The organism is Acidovorax sp. FJL06, from assembly GCF_003852545.1.
Lineage (GTDB): Bacteria > Pseudomonadota > Gammaproteobacteria > Burkholderiales > Burkholderiaceae_C > Acidovorax.
Genome location: NZ_QAJR01000005.1, coordinates 102,750 through 119,670 on the forward strand (window position 1 = coordinate 102,750; position 16,921 = coordinate 119,670).

General features: G+C 68.9%; 17 protein-coding genes and 2 tRNA genes. 13 read left to right on the forward strand and 6 right to left on the reverse strand.

The annotated features are described in order from the left end of the window. The first annotated feature begins 31 nt into the window (after positions 1-31). Complete coding sequence (locus tag DBV10_RS03710; protein ID WP_124510760.1) at positions 32-1,561, forward strand: NAD(P)H-hydrate dehydratase; 1,530 nt, start codon at positions 32-34, stop codon at positions 1,559-1,561. Between the two features lie 17 nt (positions 1,562-1,578). On the opposite strand, the gene DBV10_RS03715 is transcribed toward DBV10_RS03710, so the two are convergent. Next, entirely contained in the window at positions 1,579-2,328 is a 750-nt protein-coding gene (locus DBV10_RS03715; RefSeq protein WP_124510762.1) for an AraC family transcriptional regulator, read from the reverse strand. Between the two features lie 134 nt (positions 2,329-2,462). On the opposite strand from DBV10_RS03715, the gene DBV10_RS03720 reads away from it, so the two are divergent. Beyond that, positions 2,463-3,458: an alpha/beta fold hydrolase gene (locus tag DBV10_RS03720; RefSeq protein ID WP_124510764.1), complete on the forward strand. Its 996-nt coding sequence runs from the start codon at positions 2,463-2,465 to the stop codon at positions 3,456-3,458. A 93-nt stretch (positions 3,459-3,551) separates the two neighbouring features. Here DBV10_RS03720 and rnr read toward each other — a convergent pair whose 3' ends face one another. Continuing rightward, the gene (gene rnr, locus DBV10_RS03725) at positions 3,552-5,882 is read right to left on the reverse strand and encodes a ribonuclease R (protein WP_124510766.1); all 2,331 of its coding nucleotides are present in this window, start codon (positions 5,880-5,882) and stop codon (positions 3,552-3,554) included. Positions 5,883-5,901: 19 nt separating this feature from the next. On the opposite strand from rnr, the gene DBV10_RS03730 reads away from it, so the two are divergent. The 4 genes from DBV10_RS03730 (at position 5,902) to DBV10_RS03745 (ending at position 7,454) form a co-directional block, all read left to right on the forward strand. Then, a tRNA-Leu gene (locus tag DBV10_RS03730) sits at positions 5,902-5,986 on the forward strand. A 291-nt stretch (positions 5,987-6,277) separates the two neighbouring features. Next, positions 6,278-6,362: transfer RNA gene (locus DBV10_RS03735), tRNA-Leu, on the forward strand. A 386-nt stretch (positions 6,363-6,748) separates the two neighbouring features. Beyond that, positions 6,749-6,934 (forward strand): hypothetical protein, encoded by a 186-nt coding sequence (locus tag DBV10_RS03740; RefSeq protein ID WP_124510768.1) that lies wholly within the window; start codon positions 6,749-6,751, stop codon positions 6,932-6,934. Positions 6,935-7,076: 142 nt separating this feature from the next. Continuing rightward, positions 7,077-7,454: a hypothetical protein gene (locus tag DBV10_RS03745; protein ID WP_233589793.1), complete on the forward strand. Its 378-nt coding sequence runs from the start codon at positions 7,077-7,079 to the stop codon at positions 7,452-7,454. A 16-nt stretch (positions 7,455-7,470) separates the two neighbouring features. Here the strand turns inward: DBV10_RS03745 and DBV10_RS03750 are convergent, their stop codons facing one another. The 4 genes from DBV10_RS03750 to DBV10_RS03765 form a co-directional block, all read right to left on the reverse strand. Continuing rightward, complete coding sequence (locus DBV10_RS03750) at positions 7,471-8,160, reverse strand: hypothetical protein (RefSeq protein ID WP_370451094.1); 690 nt, start codon at positions 8,158-8,160, stop codon at positions 7,471-7,473. Next, positions 8,157-9,167, reverse strand: coding sequence for an MlaD family protein (locus DBV10_RS03755; protein WP_124510770.1), 1,011 nt, complete (start codon positions 9,165-9,167; stop codon positions 8,157-8,159). Before DBV10_RS03755 ends, DBV10_RS03750 begins: the two co-directional genes overlap by 4 nt. Before the next feature lie 22 nt (positions 9,168-9,189). Further along, on the reverse strand, positions 9,190-9,990 hold the full coding sequence (locus DBV10_RS03760) for an ABC transporter permease (RefSeq protein WP_124510772.1): 801 nt from the start codon (positions 9,988-9,990) through the stop codon (positions 9,190-9,192). Between the two features lie 144 nt (positions 9,991-10,134). Beyond that, on the reverse strand, positions 10,135-10,599 hold the full coding sequence (locus DBV10_RS03765; RefSeq protein WP_124510774.1) for a Cd(II)/Pb(II)-responsive transcriptional regulator: 465 nt from the start codon (positions 10,597-10,599) through the stop codon (positions 10,135-10,137). A 74-nt stretch (positions 10,600-10,673) separates the two neighbouring features. Here DBV10_RS03765 and DBV10_RS03770 point away from each other — a divergent pair, with 74 nt between their 5' ends. From DBV10_RS03770 to DBV10_RS03800, 7 genes are all read left to right on the forward strand, one after another. Then, complete coding sequence (locus DBV10_RS03770; RefSeq protein WP_199740030.1) at positions 10,674-11,345, forward strand: cation transporter; 672 nt, start codon at positions 10,674-10,676, stop codon at positions 11,343-11,345. 3 nt (positions 11,346-11,348) lie between these two features. After that, a complete protein-coding gene (locus DBV10_RS23015) occupies positions 11,349-12,260 on the forward strand; it encodes a DUF3703 domain-containing protein (protein WP_233589794.1) in 912 nt (303 codons plus the stop codon). A 134-nt stretch (positions 12,261-12,394) separates the two neighbouring features. Further along, entirely contained in the window at positions 12,395-13,033 is a 639-nt protein-coding gene (locus DBV10_RS03780) for a YitT family protein (protein WP_124510776.1), read from the forward strand. A 50-nt stretch (positions 13,034-13,083) separates the two neighbouring features. Beyond that, complete coding sequence (locus DBV10_RS03785) at positions 13,084-13,557, forward strand: hypothetical protein (RefSeq protein WP_124510778.1); 474 nt, start codon at positions 13,084-13,086, stop codon at positions 13,555-13,557. 99 nt (positions 13,558-13,656) lie between these two features. Next, on the forward strand, positions 13,657-14,103 hold the full coding sequence (locus DBV10_RS03790; RefSeq protein ID WP_124510780.1) for a hypothetical protein: 447 nt from the start codon (positions 13,657-13,659) through the stop codon (positions 14,101-14,103). Beyond that, the gene (locus DBV10_RS03795; RefSeq protein ID WP_124510782.1) at positions 14,100-15,524 is read left to right on the forward strand and encodes a TolC family protein; all 1,425 of its coding nucleotides are present in this window, start codon (positions 14,100-14,102) and stop codon (positions 15,522-15,524) included. Before DBV10_RS03790 ends, DBV10_RS03795 begins: the two co-directional genes overlap by 4 nt. A gap of 3 nt (positions 15,525-15,527) precedes the next feature. Next, positions 15,528-16,910, forward strand: coding sequence for a multicopper oxidase family protein (locus tag DBV10_RS03800; RefSeq protein ID WP_124510783.1), 1,383 nt, complete (start codon positions 15,528-15,530; stop codon positions 16,908-16,910). Positions 16,911-16,921 lie beyond the last annotated feature (11 nt).

The window sequence follows — 16,921 nt, forward strand, 5'->3', positions numbered from 1 at the left end:
GGCATGGCGCCGTGCAGCACCCGCCGCCACCATGCACCGCATCACGCCCCACCAACCCCACCCGCTGTTCAACACCGCCGCCACCCGCCGCATCGAGCAGGCGGCGGCCAGAGCCCTGCCCCCGCACACGCTGATGCAGCGCGCAGGCCTGGCCGTGGCGCAACTGGCCCAGGCCCTGGCGCCCCACGCACGCACGGTGTGGATCGCCTGCGGCCCCGGCAACAACGGGGGCGACGGGCTAGAGGCCGCCATGCACCTGCGGCGCAGCGGTCGCCAGGTGGTGGTGACCTGGCTGGGCCAGCCCGACAAGGCCCCGGTGGATGCCAGGGCGTCCTGGCAACGCGCGCAGGCCGCTGGCATTGTTTGGGCCGACACCGCCCCCACCAACCTCGGCGCAGATGACCTGTGCATTGACGCGCTGCTGGGCATTGGCCTGTCCTCGTCACCCCAAGCCCCCATCCGTGTGCCCGATGCGCGACTGCAGGCCTGCCAACACGCCCTGCAGCACAGCCCCACGCCCGTGCTGGCGGTGGACCTGCCCAGCGGGCTGGATGCCGACACCGGCCAGTTCGCGGCAGGCTTTGCGCCCCACGCTGCGCAGCACCATCATCTACACACGCCAGGCCCTGCACGCCACACGCTGAGCCTGCTGACCCTCAAGCCCGGCCTGTTCACCGCCGCCGGGCGCGATGCTGCGGGCCAGGTGTGGTGGGACGACCTGGGCACCCACCCCGGGCACGAGCCGCCCACGGCCTGGCTCTGCGGCCCCCCTCTGCCCGCGCCCCGTGTCCATGCCAGTCACAAAGGCAGCTACGGCGACGTGGCCGTGGTGGGTGGCGAGGGGCTGGCCGCGCGCGGCCAGGGCATGGCGGGCGCCGCGCTGCTGGCCGCGTCGGCGGCCCTGCACGGTGGCGCGGGCCGTGTGCTGGTGGCCCTGCTCGACAACGGCCACCAGCAGCTCGCCCCCCAGCAGCCCGAGCTGATGTTCCGCCGCTTCGATGCGCTGGCACTGGAGCAGCTCACCGTGGTCTGCGGCTGTGGCGGCGGCCAGGCCGTCGCGCGGGTGTTGCCCGAGGTCATCACCCGCGCGGCCCGCCTGGTGCTGGACGCCGATGCACTCAACACCATCGCCACCGAAGCCGCGCTGCACGCGCTGGTGGTGGCGCGCGGCCAGCACGGGCAACCCACGGTGCTGACGCCCCACCCGCTGGAGGCCGCCCGCCTGCTGGGCCTGAGCACCGCCGAAGTCCAGGCCAACCGGCTGGGCGCCGCGCAGCAGCTGGCAGCCCAGTTCAACTGCGTGGCCGTGCTCAAAGGCTCGGGCACGGTGGTGGCGGCGCCCGACCGTGTTCCGGCCATCAACCCCACGGGCAATGCGCGGCTGGCCACGGCAGGCACGGGCGATGTGCTGGCGGGCATGGTGGGCGCGCACCTGGCCGCCGGTGCCAGCGCCCTGCGCGCAGCGAGCGAAGCCGTGTACCAACATGGCCAGGCGGCCGATGCCTGGCCAGCGGGCCAGGCGCTGACAGCCAGTGCACTGGCGCGGCACGTGGGCGGTTGATGGGCGGGTACCGGGAGTTACCCGAGCAGCGTGACCTGCCGCAGCGGCTTGAGCACACTCGATGGCGTCATGCCAAAGGTCTGGCGGAACATGCGGCTGAAATGCGCCGAGTCGGCAAAGTCACCATGCAGTGCCGCATCCGTCAGGCGCGGGCTGACCGCCAGCCCGGCCATGGCCAGCCGCACCTGCGACCACACGCGGTAGCTGCGCAGGCTCACGCCCATTTCGGCGCGGAACAAATGATTGAAGCGCGAAGCGGACAGCTGTGCCACAGATGCCAGCCCCGCCCGCGCCAGGCGCCCCTGCTCCTCTTGCGGGCGGCGCAGGAACTGCAGGCTGCGGGCCACGCGCGGGTCGAGCGGGGGGCCGGCCTCCAGCAGGTGGCAATGCAGAAGGGACGGTAGATCAAAGGCGTGTAGACAAGCGTCCATAGCGGCACGGGTGCGCACGGGCGCCGCCACATCCAGCAACACCCCGCCTTGCCGCTGGAACATGTTGCGCAGGCTGCGCGCCTCCAGCGAATCCGGCTCCAGGTACACCAGCGCCACCACCTCGCCGCAAGGGTCGAACAGATGCTCCACGCCCGCATCCACCAGCGCGCTGCGGCAGGTCTCCACCCGCCCCGGCCCCCAGTGCAAAGCAAACCGGCCCGAGAGCCCCATCAGCAACACAGGCGATGCATGGCAATGCCAGCCCGTGGCCGGGATCTCACCCACATACAGCGCCCGGTCAGTGCCCAGCGTCAGGGTGTTCGTTCGCTGCGGCATAGCCCAAACCTACAAGTCTTGAAGCACGGCTCTCGGTAGTCTTGCCCGGGCCATGTGCGTGCCGCCAAGCACGGCGCGCTGCGGCAGACCAACGCCCGCACGTCGCCCTTACTTTTCTTTCTGGAGACTGGTTCTTGAAACGCATTGCCTTCTTTTCTGTTGCCACCGCCCTGGCCCTGGGCAGCATCGGCCTCTACTACGGCGCGCCGTCGCTGCTCAAGGAGCCCCTGCTGCACCTCAACCGCAGCCTCTCGGGCATGGAAGAAAAAACCACCACCGCCGCAATGCACACCATCCACTACCTGGACAGCGGTGCACCGCCCCCACCGGCGTCTGGCAACCCGGGTAATACGCCCCTGGTGCTGCTGCACGGCATTTTTGCGGAGAAGGACCATTGGGTGGATTTTGCGCGCCCCCTCACCGGCCAGTACCGGGTGATTGCCCCCGACTTCCCCGGTTTTGGCGAGAGCACCCGCCTGGAAGACCAGCCCTATGACTACGCCGCGCACACCCAGCGCCTGGGCGCATTGCTGGACGCCCTGGGCATCGAGAAGGCCCACCTGGCAGGCAACTCCATGGGTGGCACCATTGCCGCGCTGTATGCGCTGCAACACCCCGAACGCGTGGCCAGCGTGGCCTTCATCGGCGCGCCCCATGGCATCCGCTCGCCCAAGCCCAGCCCCATGGACCGCCTCATCGACGCCGGGCAGCGCCCGCTGATCGCCCACGACGCGGCAGCTTTCAGCGCCATGATGGATCTGGTGTTTGAAAAGCGCCCCTTCCTGCCCTACCCCATCCTGCACGCCAGCGAGCAGGCGGCACTGAGCCATGCGCCATCGAACGCCCGCCTGTGGGATGCACAGCTCAAAGACCGCTACCTGCTGGAGCAACAGTTGGGCGGCCTGCAGCAGCACCCCGTGCTGGCGCTGTGGGGTGACAGCGACCGCGTGTTCGACCGCTCCGGCCTGCAGCCCCTGCGAAAGCTGCTGCCCCGGGCCCACCTGGAAACCCTGCCCGGCATCGGCCATCTGCCCATGATGGAAGCGCCCGCCGACACGGCGCAGCGGTATGCCCGTTTTCTGGATGGTCTGGCCCCAGCCAGCACGCAGGCATCCCAGAGAGTTCAATAAAAATAGCCGCTATCGCCCATCCAAAAAGCGATAGCAGCTATCAATTAATGAGCAACCAGCATCAACCATCAACGCCCATGGCCCTGGGGCCGATCACCCCCGGCGCGGCTTGCGCGCCTTGCCTTTGCCGGGCTTGCCCTCCACCGCCTTCTTGACCGAAGCCTTCAGCGACTGGATGGGCGAACGCGCCGCGCGCTCGCGCGTCAAGCCCGCCTTTTCGGTGGCCGACATGGCAGCGCCTTTGTCCGCCTTGCGCGCGCCTGCACGGCCACCAGCCTTGCGAGCACCGCCACCGGCACCGTCGGCCCCCACGCCCTTGTCCTTGAGCGCGCGGCCCAGCAGTTCCTCGCCCTCGCGCACCAGGCGGAAGTCGATCTTGCGGCCGTCCAGGTCCACACGGCTCACCTGCACGCGCACCCGCGCGCCGATGGCGTAGCGGATGCCGGTGCGCTCGCCGCGCAGTTCCTGGCGCGCCTCGTCGAACTTGAAGTATTCGCCGCCCAGCTCGGTGATGTGCACCAGGCCTTCGACGTACATCGCATCCAGAGTGACGAAGATGCCGAAGCTGGTCGCTGCGCTGACGACGCCGCTGTATTCCTCGCCCAGGTGCTCGCGCATGTACTTGCACTTGAGCCAGGCTTCCACGTCGCGGCTGGCCTCGTCGGCGCGGCGCTCGTTGGCGCTGCAGTGCAGGCCTGCGGCCTCCCAGGCCTGGGTCTCGCGGCTTGGCGGTTTGACGTCCTTGCGCGGCTTCATGCCGGGCGCGGCCACGCGCGAAGCCAGGCGCTTGGCCAGCTTGGCATGCGCCTCGCCCGGCGTGGGCAGCGCGGGCAGCTTGTACTGCGTTTTGTTAAGAATGGCCTTGATGACCCGGTGCACCAACAGGTCGGGATAGCGCCGGATGGGGCTGGTGAAGTGGGTATACGCCTCGAACGCCAGGCCAAAGTGGCCGCTGTTGACGGGCGTGTAGATGGCCTGCTGCATGGAGCGCAACAGCATGGTGTGGATCTGCTGCGCGTCGGGCCGCTCCTTGGTGGCCTCGGCAATGGCTTGGAAGTCGCCCGGCTTGGGGTCGTCGCCAATCGTCATGCCCACGGCCATGGCCTTGAGGTAGTTGCGCAGGATCTCCTGCTTCTCCGGCGTGGGGCCTTCGTGCACGCGGAACAGGCCGGGCTGCCCGCCCTGGGCGATGAAGTCGGCGCTGCACACGTTGGCGGCCAGCATGGCCTCCTCGATGAGCTTGTGTGCGTCGTTGCGGGTGCGTGGCACGATCTTTTCGATGCGGCCGTTCTCGTCACAGACGATCTGTGTCTCGGTGGTCTCGAAGTCCACGGCGCCGCGCGCCTGGCGTGCAATGAGCAGCGCACGGTACACGTCGTGCAGGTTGAGCAGGTCCTTGACCCGGTCCTTGCGCTTGCTGGCCTCGGGGCCGCGCGTGTTGGCCAGGATGGCTGCGACCTCGGTGTACGTGAAGCGCGCGTGGCTGAACATCACGGCCGGGTAGAACTGGTACGCGTGCACCTCGCCCTTGGCGGTGACGAGCATGTCGCAGACCATGCACAGGCGCTCCACCTCGGGGTTGAGCGAGCACAGGCCGTTGCTGAGCTTCTCGGGCAGCATGGGGATCACGCGGCGCGGGAAGTACACGCTGGTGGCGCGGTCATACGCATCAATGTCAATGGCGCTGCCGGTCTCCACGTAGTGGCTCACATCGGCAATCGCCACCAGCAGGCGCCAGCCCTTGCTGCGGCCCACCTTGGCGGGCTCGCAGTACACGGCATCGTCGAAGTCGCGCGCGTCCTCGCCGTCGATGGTGACGAGCGGCACGTCGGTCAGGTCCACGCGGCGCTTCTTGTCCTGCGCGCGCACCTTGTCGGGCAGGTCCTTCGCCTGGGCGAGGCACTCGGCCGAGAACTCGTGTGGCACGCCGTATTTGCGCACGGCGATCTCGATCTCCATGCCGGGGTCATCGACCTCACCGAGCACCTCGGTGATGCGGCCCACGGGCTGGCCAAACAACGCGGGAGGCTCGGTGAGTTCAACAACAACAACCTGCCCCGGCTTGGCGGCGCCAGTGGCACCCTTGGGAATCAGTACGTCCTGGCCGTAGCGCTTGTCTTCCGGCGCCACCAGCCACACACCGCTTTCCTGCAGCAGGCGGCCGATGATGGGCTGGGGTGGGCGCTCGATGATTTCGACCACGCGGCCTTCGGGGCGGCCGCGGCGGTCCTGGCGCACGATGCGCACGCGCACACGATCTTTGTGCAGCACGGCGCGCATTTCGTTGGGGGGAATAAAGATGTCGCCTTCGCCATCGTCGCGGATGACGAAACCGTGTCCATCACGGTGCCCCTGCACGCTGCCTTCAATTTCGTCCGACAAATGCGCGGACTGCGCGCCGGGGGTGGTTTTTTTGTTATACAATCTGAGTCTTTCCTGAAATGCCCAGGTGGCGGAATTGGTAGACGCACTAGTTTCAGGTACTAGCGAGTAACATCGTGGAGGTTCGAGTCCTCTCCTGGGCACCAAGTTTAACGAGAACCGGCGACGGTTTTCAAAATATCAAAGCCGCTGTACCCACAGCGGCTTTTTTATTTTTCGAATGCACAGTGCAAGTACCCAACCGCTGCCTGCGCGGACAGCAACCTGCGGATGCCAGCACGGCTGGCGCAGATCGCACCAGCCGCCTGCGCCAGTGCATAGACCCATCAACTGCGCCCTCCCCTTTGAAAAGCAGATGCCGCACACAATTTTCAAAAAAATGAGCGATTTGGCCGGAGGCCCCAAAAAACGCTCTATAATTCAAAGCTGATCTGAAAGCCCAGGTGGCGGAATTGGTAGACGCACTAGTTTCAGGTACTAGCGAGTAACATCGTGGAGGTTCGAGTCCTCTCCTGGGCACCAAATATGAAGCCTGCAAGTTGAAAAACTTGCAGGCTTTTTCTTTACCCGCTCTTGCATCGAAAAATGCCTTCGAACATCGGCACCCAAACGTTCGGGCATCCCTGACATAGACGGCGCCAGATCGTCGACTTTGGGAACCCACCCAAGGCCAGAGCATTGCCTGCCCTGCCCCGCCCCGCCCCCACGCATCGACCTCTCTGCGCATTTCGGTTTCGCAAAGAAGGCAACCAGCCGTAACAGCCTCCCTATGGAGCCCCTGTATCGCCCTTGTCTTACAGACGGAACTGCGGCACCTTGCTGAAATCCTATGCAGTAGCCATTGAGGCTGCCCGGGCGGTCATTGCGACGCCCACCCTTTTTTGTCTCTTGATGACGAGGATCTCATCATGAAACGCCATTCCCTCCCACCCGGAGCGCGCGCCGTGGCCGCCTTCCTGGGCACCGTGGTGCTGGCTGTGCTGGCGGCGGTGACCGTGCTGATGCCGGACGTGGCCGTGCAGTCGGTGGATTCGGTGCTGCACCTGCCTGCCGGGCTGGACGAGATTTTGTCCAGCGGTTTTGTGAGCCACTGAGCCCCCTGGCGGCTTGGGTACCACGCCCGACACGCGGGCGTGTGGGTCAAAACAGCAACACCGTAGCAAAAACGATAGCATCAGAGTACCATTCGGCGCTGCACACCTTGATTTTGGTGGCATTCAGGAATGGAGGACGATCGTGACCCCACGTTTTCGGATCCCTGCAGACATTCTTTGCACACGCACCAGGCCCCGGCCCTGGGCGGCCCTGGTGCTCCTGGGGACGCTGCTGGGCTGCTCCAGCCCCCGCGACGGGGCGCTGGAGGAGTTCTCGCGATGGCATGACAACGCGCGGGCCCAGGCCCAGGCGGGTGCACTCAGCTGGAGCGAGCTGTACAAGCAGAGCTTTGACCGCCTCACGGCCCTGCCACCGTCGCTGCAGCAGGACACGCGCCTGGAAAACACGGTGCTGCTGCTTTCCACGGCGCGCAAATTTGAATCGAACGAGATCAACGCCCAGCAATTTGCTGCAGAGCGCAACGACATCGAAAGCCAGCTCCAGGCGCGCCTGCGCTGAGCCGCGCCGCCGCCACCTACTTCACCCGGGCCGCGCCCTGCTCCACGATGCCCGCGCGGCGGCGCAGTGCGGCGGCGGCTTCTGCATCCCCCGCTGCCTCGGCCCGCTGTGCCTGCAGTAGCAACCAGGCCAGCAACGGCCTGCGCCAGCCCTGGGCCGATGCCGTGTCGGTGGCAGCAGCGATCACCGCAGGGCCCGCACGCCCGGCCTGGAACAAGACGCCGGCAGCGACCAGGCGCGAAAGCGGGTCTTCGATGCCCGCCAGCGTGGCGGCCTCTCCCGAAGCGACCGCCTTGCGCTGCGCCCCGGGTAGCAGCGGCACCTGCTGCGGCGACACACGACCGGCCAGATAGTCGGCATAGGCCTGCTCCTGCGCCGCCGCATCCGGGCGCAGCGCCTCGAACCGATCACACGGAGCCACCACCAAGCTGGCCACCTGCGCAGCGCAGCGCATCAGCTCCAGCCGGGCCAGCAGATCAGGGCGGCCCGTGCGGGCCACTTCGGCGCGGGCCCGCTCCCACTCCAGCAGCTCGACGCGCGCATTGCCCGACAAATAGGCCTCGGTGGCCTTGGTGGCGGCCGCCTGGGCATTCATCTGCCAATCGGGCACCGGGGGCTTGCTGGAGCAGGCCGCCAGCAGCAAGGCGCAGGCCATGGCGCCCAGCCGCACCGGCGCCCGCAGGCGGGACATCGCAAATGGCTTCATGGCAGTTTCAGCTCCGTGTCACGCGCAAAAGGCCATTTGCGGTTGATCTCGTTGACCAGGCTTTCCACCTTGCGCAGGTTGCTCTCCACCTCGGCACGCAAAGCCCCCAGGTCATTGGTGGCCTCGCGGGCGTTGGCGCCAACGGCCTGGGCCTCGGCCAGCACGGCGTCCACCTTCTTGACGCTGGCGCGGGTGTCGGCCAGCAGGCCATTGAGCTGCGCGACGGCGGCACGCACCTCGGGCACCAGCGCATCCTTGCTGCCGTCGCTGCCCAGCACCTGCCGGTCGGCCCGCGCGGCCATGCCATCAAGCCGCGCCAGCAGCGCGTTGGTGCGCTCCAGCGTGGCAATGACCTTCCTGGCATCGGCCTCGTTGCCCATCAGCACGCCCAGCGCTCCACCGGGGCCGCTGAGGCGGTCGGTGAGGGTTTTCACATTGGTCAGGCTGTTGCCCAGCGCGGCATCGGGGGCGGTCAGCGCATTGAGGTTGGTGAGCAGCTCGCGCGCGGTGGCCATGAGCTGAGGGATCTCGGCGGTGGCATCGCCGCGCAGCACGGGCCGCACGGCGCCGTCGAGCAACGGATCGTCGGTGAGGATGCCAGAGTACGCCCGGATGTTGGTGCCCCCCACCAGCCCCCGCACCAGCGTGAAAACGCTGGACACGCGCAGCCAGTGCGCGTCCTTGCGGGGCACATCGACCAGGATGCGGGCATTGCCGCTGTCGGCCAGCTCGATGCGGCGCACCCGGCCGATGGGGAAGCCCGAGAACGTCATGTCCATTCCCACCACCACGCCTTCGGAATCGTCGGCCGTGAGGACCAGGGTCTGGGTGGGCTCGAACGCGCCCCGCGCATACAACAGGTACAGGCCCGAGCCCACGATGAGCGCCAGCGTGAACAGCAGCAGCGCCGCCGCCTTCAGCTCCAGGTGGGCCACCGGCCGCAGGGTTTCGACCGGTGGCATGCCATCAGCTGCGGTGGGGGGCGTCGTCGGGGTGGGGTCGGTCATTGCGTCGTGTAGAGCCAGTAAGTCAGTAGTAGTTGCCCATGAGCGAGGCCATCTCGATCAGCAGCAGCACGGCAAACATGCGGGCCAGGCCACCCAGCTCCGAATCGGGCTGGGTGCGTTCGCCGCCGTCGTACAGGCCTGCGGCCATGGGAATCAGCGCCACGGCCAGGCTGAAGAACAGCGTCTTGAGCACGAACACCAGGGTCACGCTGGGCGAGAACACCTGGCCGAACATGCGCGTGTAGCCGGACAGCCCGGCCATGCTGAAACCATACACGCCCAGGTAGGCCAGCACCAATGCCACCACGCAGCTCAACGCCGCCAGCGTGACGCAGGCAAACACGCCGGCCATCACACGCGGCAGCAGCTCGGTGCGCACGGGGTCGGAGCCCTGGCTGCGCAGCGCATCGAACCGGCCCGCCTGCCGCAGGCGCGACAGCTGCGCGCCGTTGGGGATGGTGCAGCGCATGGCCACGAACAAAGCCGCCGTGAGCGGAATCAGCTCCAGCACCAGCACGCGGATCACCATCTCCAGCGCATAGCGCGAGAGCCCATAGCTCAGCGCCGTGACCACCACGATGCGCGTGAGCACCAGGCTGATGAGCGCCGCCAGCACCGTAAAGCCCAGCAGCACCGGCGCCGTGTCCAGAACCAGGTGGCGGGCCAATGCCCGGCGCGTGCCCTTGCCGTAGCTCGACGGCGACAGCACCAACACCAGCACCACCGCCCCCAGGTACAGGATGCGCCACCAGGCCACCGCCCAGCGCCGCGCGGTGTTCCACACACGTTCGGGCAGGGCAAGGCCGGGCAGGCGCGAGATCATGGCCGGATCATAGCGGCGGCCTGCAGGCGGGCGCCCTCCCGCGGGCAGGCGGGGCCTTCCGGCATTTTCTGGCTCCAGGGCTTTCACCACCAGCGCTACCAGCTATCAAAAATAGAGCATCCCCTTCCACCGGGAAACATGCCCTCACACATGGCGCTTGCCCAGCCCCGCCGGGGCGGGCAGGGCCGCCTGCTGCGCGTCGGCGCGCTCGTGCAGGGCTTCGATGATGTGGCAGGTGGCGTCCGAGCCATCGCAGCGGCTGCGCAGTGCGAGCAGGTCGGACTCCAGCGCCTGCAGCTCGGCCAGGCGCATACGCACATGCTGCAGGTGGGCATCCAGCGTGTCGCGCGCGGCGTCGCAGTCGGCCTTGCGGCCCCAGTCCAGCGCCAGCAGGGTGCGCACCTCGTCCAGCGACATGTCCATGGCCCGGCACAGGCGGATAAAGCGCAGCTGGTGCACATCGGCGCCGCTGTACAGGCGGTAGCTGTTGCCCTCGCGCGCACCGGGGGGCAGCAGGCCCTCCTTCTCGTAATAGCGGATGTTGGCGGCCGACACCCCGGACTGCTGGGCGGCCTCGCCAATACGGAACTGCGCGGCATGTTGATGCATGGGCTTGACCTTCAAGTGACTTCAAGGTTTCCAATGATGCCATCGCTTTCAAAAGCCGCCAGGAGAAGAAATCCATGTCTGCCCATTGCAATCACGACCACCATGACCACGGCGCCCCCGGCCACAGCCACGGCGCGCCTGCCGGCGCCGACCCGCGCTACCGCCGCATCCTGTGGATCGCGCTCCTCGTCAACGCCGCGATGTTTGTGCTGGAGCTGGGCGCAGGCGTGCGCTCGGGCTCGGCCTCGCTGCTGGCCGATGCCATCGACTTTCTGGGCGACGCGGCCAACTACGGCCTGTCGCTGTGGGTGCTGGCCATGGCCCTCAGTTGGCGCGCCCGTGCTGCGTTGGTCAAGGGCGCCAGCATGCTGGCCTTTGGCGTGTTTGTGATTGGCCGCGTGGCCTGGGGCGCATGGCAGGGCATTCCACCCGAGCCCTTCACCATGGGCGGCGTGGGCCTGCTGGCGCTGGCCGCCAACCTGGGCGTGGCCGTGCTGCTGTATGCGTACCGAGAGGGCGACGCCAACATGCGTGGCGTGTGGCTGTGCACCCGCAACGACGCGCTGGGCAACCTGGCCGTGATGGGCGCGACCCTGGGCGTGCTGGGCACGGGCACCGTGTGGCCCGACCTGGTGGTCGCCGCCATCATGGCGGGCCTGGCCATCAGCGGGGGCTGGAGCGTGGTCCGCCATGCCCGGCAGGAGCTGGCCGGCACCACCGCGGGTGCGCAGCTGCAGGGGCATTGAGCCATGCGCGTGCACCTGTCCACCCCCTTGAACGCGCCGCCCGGCTGGGTGGCGGCGCAGCTGCAAAGCACCGCCGTGTTCCGCCACATCACCGCGCCGCTGGTGCGGTTCAGGCGCCCGGGCGGCGCGCCCTGGCCCGCCCACTGGTCGCCCGGCGACCTGCGCGTGCAGATGTGGCTGTTGGGCCTGCTGCCCATGGGCCCGCAAACCGTGCGCATCTCCATCGAGGCGCCCGCCCAGGCCGGTGGCTGGCCCACGCTGCGCGACAACGGCGAGGGCACGCTGATGCGGCGCTGGGACCACCGCATCACCCTGCAGGCGCTGCCCGATGGCCGCACGCTGTACACCGACGACATCGAGGTCGTGGCCCGCCACCTGCCCTGGCTGATGACGCCGCTGAGCGCGGCCTTTGCCCGGCTGTTCTACCGGCACCGCCAGCGGCGCTGGCGCCAGCTGGCCGCACAGCACGGTGCAGGCGCAGCCACCCCGCCCTGGCAGCAACAAGCCGCGTTTGACCACCTGCTCGCCGCCTTCGCCCGCGACGCCGGGGCGCCGCCCGCCACGCGCTGGCGCTGGCTGGAGGCCGCCCATGTGCTGGGGCAGACCACGCTGGCGCTGCACTGGCGCTCGCACACCGCCATGCTGCGCTACGCCCTGCAGCGGCGCGACCCGCGTGAGGCGGCAGGCCAGCTGCTGCGGCTGGCGCTGGTGCCGCTGGGCCACGCGCTGGCACGCCTTCCCATGGGCAACATCGGCCGCGCACGGGTGAGTGCGTTCGCGCCCATGGCCCCCCGGCCGGAGGTCACCCAGTTGATCGACAAGGCACTGGCCGCGACGGCCCTGGGTGAGAGTTTGGATAAAAAATGGCCTTTGGGCGCTACCAGCTTGCCAAAGCAGCTATCAAATAAGGAGTAACCCCATACCACAACAACGCCCCTACAGCGCCCGCCATGGCGCCGAAGCTTGACGCGCGACAAGCCCGGCATGGGGCTTGCGTGCTCCAATTCGGCGCACGCCCTCCCCCTCTCCTCGCCTGCTTTTTTCCATCCATGTCCAGCCCCCCAGCCTCCCCTGCACCCTCCGTCGCCCCCGTTGCCGTGCCCCACAGCCTCACGGAAGACGCCGTGGCGATCTTCACAGGGGTGCTGCTGATCTCGGTGGGGGTGGCGTTTTTCACCAGTGCGGGCCTGCTCACGGGGGGCACGGCGGGGCTGGCGTTCTTGTTGCACTACGCCACGGGCATTGGCTTCGGCAAGATCTTCTTTGTGCTCAACCTGCCGTTCTACTGGCTGGCGCTGCGCAAGCTGGGGCGGGCGTTCACCGTCAAGACCTTCATCGCCGTGCTGCTGCTGTCGCTGCTGACCGAGCTGCAGTCGCAGTTCCTGCAGTTTGCACAGCTGCAGCCGCTGTATGCGGCCATTGCGGGCGGGCTGATCACGGGAACTGGCTTCCTCGTGCTGTTCCGCCACCGCTGCAGCCTGGGCGGCGTGGGCATTGCCGCGCTGTACCTGCAGGACCGCTATGGCTGGCGCGCAGGCAAGGTGCAGATGGCCGTGGATTGCTGCATCGTGCTGCTGGCGCTGTGGACGGTGGAGCCCCTGCGCGTGGCCTGGTCCATCGCGGGCGCCGTGGCGCTGAACCTGGTGCTGGCCATGAACCACCGGCCAGGGCGCTACATGGCGGTGTAGCCCCAGACAGACTGTGGGGAACTTTGCGTCAAGCCCCGTATCATTGACGGATGCGTCGCGGCCTTTCCCTCTTGCTGATGGTGGTGCTGGTCCTTCGGGGCCTCACCGGCACCGCCATGGCCGCCGGGGTGCTGCCCCCGCTGCAGCCCCTGGAGGCACCGCACAGCCACGTGCAGGCCGATGCCCCCGCTGCGGCGGCAGGCCACCAGTCCCCCTCGGGCGCCCAGGGGGCACAGGCTGGCAGCCCCGAGGCCACGGAGCCCGAGGCGGGCCATGACCACGACCATGCATCGGCACCCGCAGGGCCCACCGATGCCGCCCTGTGCGACGGCACCACCGCTGGCTGCACCGCCCACGACCACCATGCCGCCTGCTCGGCCTGCGAAATCTGCCACTCGGCCATGCTGGATGCGCCTGCCGCGCTGACCCCAGCCCACCTGCCCCCCGGGGCCCTGCGCCCCTGGGCTTCCGCGCAGTTTGACAGTGCCCCTGCGGCACTGGCCATCAAACCCCCCATCGCCTGATCTCCGACGCCCGAAGTGCGTCTGCACCGCCGGTTCGCCCCAGTCAGGGCGCGCCGGTTGCAGCGCATTGCCTGTTTTTCTCGCTGTCTGGAGATCGCCATGCGCGCCCTTGTTGTTTACCCCCCGACTCCACGCCTGCGGCAGCCCCGCACCCGGCTGGCCAGTCTTGCACTGCTCATACCGCTGATCGCGGTGCCCCCCGCCCTCGCCCAGAGCCCCCACACCCACCCTGGCGCCCCGGCGGCCGAACCCGGTGCGGCCACGGCGCCACTGGCGCATCCCGCCCCCCCAGCCCCCATCGCCTTGGCCGAATTGCCCACAGGGCAAACCTGGCAAGGCGCCCACCATGCGGTCGGCCAGTTCCCGCGCGGCCACGCCGACATCGTGGCGTGGGAGAAGCAGCAAGGCACCGCGCCCACCCCGCCCTCATCGTCCTCACACCAGCACAGTGGCGGTGACGGCGCTTCCGGCGCAGCCCCCAAGCCCATGCCCCCGCACCACCGCAGCCACCACGGCGACAAGCCCATGCACGGGAGCCAGCCATGACTCGCCTGCCCCGCCTAACTGCCCTTGCCGCCGCCCTCGTCCTCGCGGGCTGCGCCAGCGTGTCGCCCGACGGACTGCGCAGCGACGTGGCCGCGCTCACCCAGGGCCGCACCGGTGGCGTGCAGGCAGCCCTGCCCGCCACCGACCCCGCAGCCCGCGCCACGGCACAGCAATCCATGGAAGGCTGGCTGGCCCAGCCCCTCACGCAAGATGCGGCCGTGCGCATTGCCCTGCTGAACAACCCCGGCCTGCAGGCCCGCCTGGCCGCGCTGGGCGTGGCCGATGCCGAGCGGGTGCAGGCCATCACGCTGCCCAATCCGCACCTGAGCCTGGGGCGTTTTGCCAACAGCCACGAGCGCGAGATCGAGCGCACCCTGGCCTTCGGCCTGCTGGACCTCATCACCCTGCCCTGGCGCACCGAGCGCCAGGCCGAGCGCCTGCAGATCGCCACGCTGCAAACCGCGCAGGACGTGGTGCTGCTGGCCGCCGACACCCGCCGCGCCTGGCTGCGCGCCGTGGCGGCCGAGCAAGTGGCCGCCGCACACGAGCGCATGGTGGAAGCCGCCGAGGCCGGCGCCGAACTGGCCCGCCGCATGGTGCAGGTGGGCAACTGGAGCCGCCTGCGGCAGGCCCGCGAGCAGGCCACGCTGCACGACGCCACCCGCCAACACGCCCGCGCCCGACTGGCCGCCGCCACCGCGCGCGAAGACCTCCACCGCCGCCTGGGCCTGTGGGGCGCGCAGACGCAGTACCAGTTGGCTGCCCAGCTGCCACCGCTGCCCGCCAGCGCCCTGCCCGCAGACGGCATCGAAGCCACGGCCTTGCGCGAACGGCTGGACGTGCAGGCGGCCCGCCGCCAGCTCGACACCCAGGCCACCCGCCAGGGCTGGAGCCGCGCGGGCGCGGTGTTCGGCGACATCGGCCTGGCCTACAGCCGCAACACCAGCACCGAACGCGACACGGGGCACACCGATGTGAAACGCGGCTGGGAGCTGGAACTGCCCCTGCCTCTGTTCGACTGGGGCGGCGCCGCACGCACCCGCGCCCAGGCCGAGGTAGAGCAAAGCGCCGCCCAGCTGCAGGACACCGCCGTGCGCGCCCGCAGCGAGGTGCGCGCCGCCTGGCTCACCTACCGCACCGCGCTCGACCTGGCGCGCCAGCAGCAGGGCGAGGTCGTGCCCCTGCGCCAGTTCATCACCGACGAAACCACGCTGCGCTACAACGGCATGCTGGCCAGCGTGTGGGAGCTGCTGGCCGAGGCCCGCACCAGCACCCAGGCCGTGGCCAACGCGATCGAGGCGCAGCGCGACTTCTGGCTGGCCGAGACCGATCTGCAACTCGCTTTGACTGGCACATCGCCCGGTGCGCTGCAGGGCCTGACTTCCGGCGCCACAGCCTCCACCACCCCACAAGGCCACTGAACCATGAACCGCCGCAATTTCTTCTCCGGCGCCGCCACGGCCGTGGCCGCCGCCTCCGTCAGCCGCGTGGCCCTGGCCGCACTGCCCGAGCCCGCCATGCAGACCAGCGCCGACACCGCGCCGCCGCTGCACCCGCAGAGCGGCCGCCCCTACCAGCCCGTGGTCACCCTGAACGGCTGGACGGCGCCCTGGCGCATGAACGCCGGCGTCAAGGAGTTCCACCTGGTGGCCGAGCCCGTGGTGCGCGAGGTGGCGCCCGGCTTCATGGTCAATATGTGGGGTTACAACGGCCAGAGCCCCGGCCCCACCATCGAGGTGGTCGAGGGCGACCGCGTGCGCATCTTCGTCACCAACCGCCTGCCCGAACACACCACCATCCACTGGCACGGCCAGCGCCTGCCCAACGGCATGGACGGCGTGGGCGGGCTCAACCAGCCGGGCATCGCACCCGGCAAGACCTTTGTCTATGAGTTCGTGGCGCGCCGCCCCGGCACCTTCATGTACCACCCGCATGCGGATGAAATGGTGCAGATGGCCATGGGCATGATGGGCCTGTGGATCACCCACCCGAAGGCCGCGCACCCAAACATCGCGCCGGTGCAGCGCGACTACGCGTTTTTGCTCAATGCCTTCGATGTGGAGCCCGGCAGCATGACCCCCAAGGTCAACACCATGCTGGACCACAACATCTGGTGCTGGAACAGCCGCGTGTTCCCCGCCATCAGCCCGCTGGTGGCGCGCCAGGGCGAGCGGGTGCGCATCCGCGTGGGCAACCTCACCATGACCAACCACCCCATCCACATCCACGGGCACGAGTTCGAGGTGACCGGCACCGACGGTGGCCCCGTGCCCAAAAGCGCGCGCTGGCCCGAGGTGACCACCGACGTGGCCGTGGGCCAGATGCGGCAGATCGAGCTGATTGCCGACGAGCCGGGCGACTGGGCCCTGCACTGCCACAAGAGCCACCACACCATGGGTGCCATGGGGCACGGCGTGCCCACCATGATCGGCGTTCAGCATGCGGGCCTGGTCGGCAAGATTCAGAAGATCGTGCCCGACTACATGGTGATGGGCGAGCGCGGCATGGCCGACATGGGAGCCATGGAGATGCCCCTGCCCGACAACACCTTCCCCATGATGACCGGCACCGGCCCCTACGGCCCGCTGGAGATGGGCGGCATGTTCACCACCTTCAAGGTGCGCGCCAGCCAGGCCGCAGGCGACTACCGCGACCCGGGCGACTACCCGCAGCCACCCGGCACGCAGGCCTATGAATGGCAGGGCACACCCGCCAGCACACCCCGCCCCGCGCGCACCACGGCGCCGGGCACCGCCCCCGGCGCGGCCAGCGCCCGCAAACCCGCCGCCAGCGGCCACCAACACTGACATCGGAATCC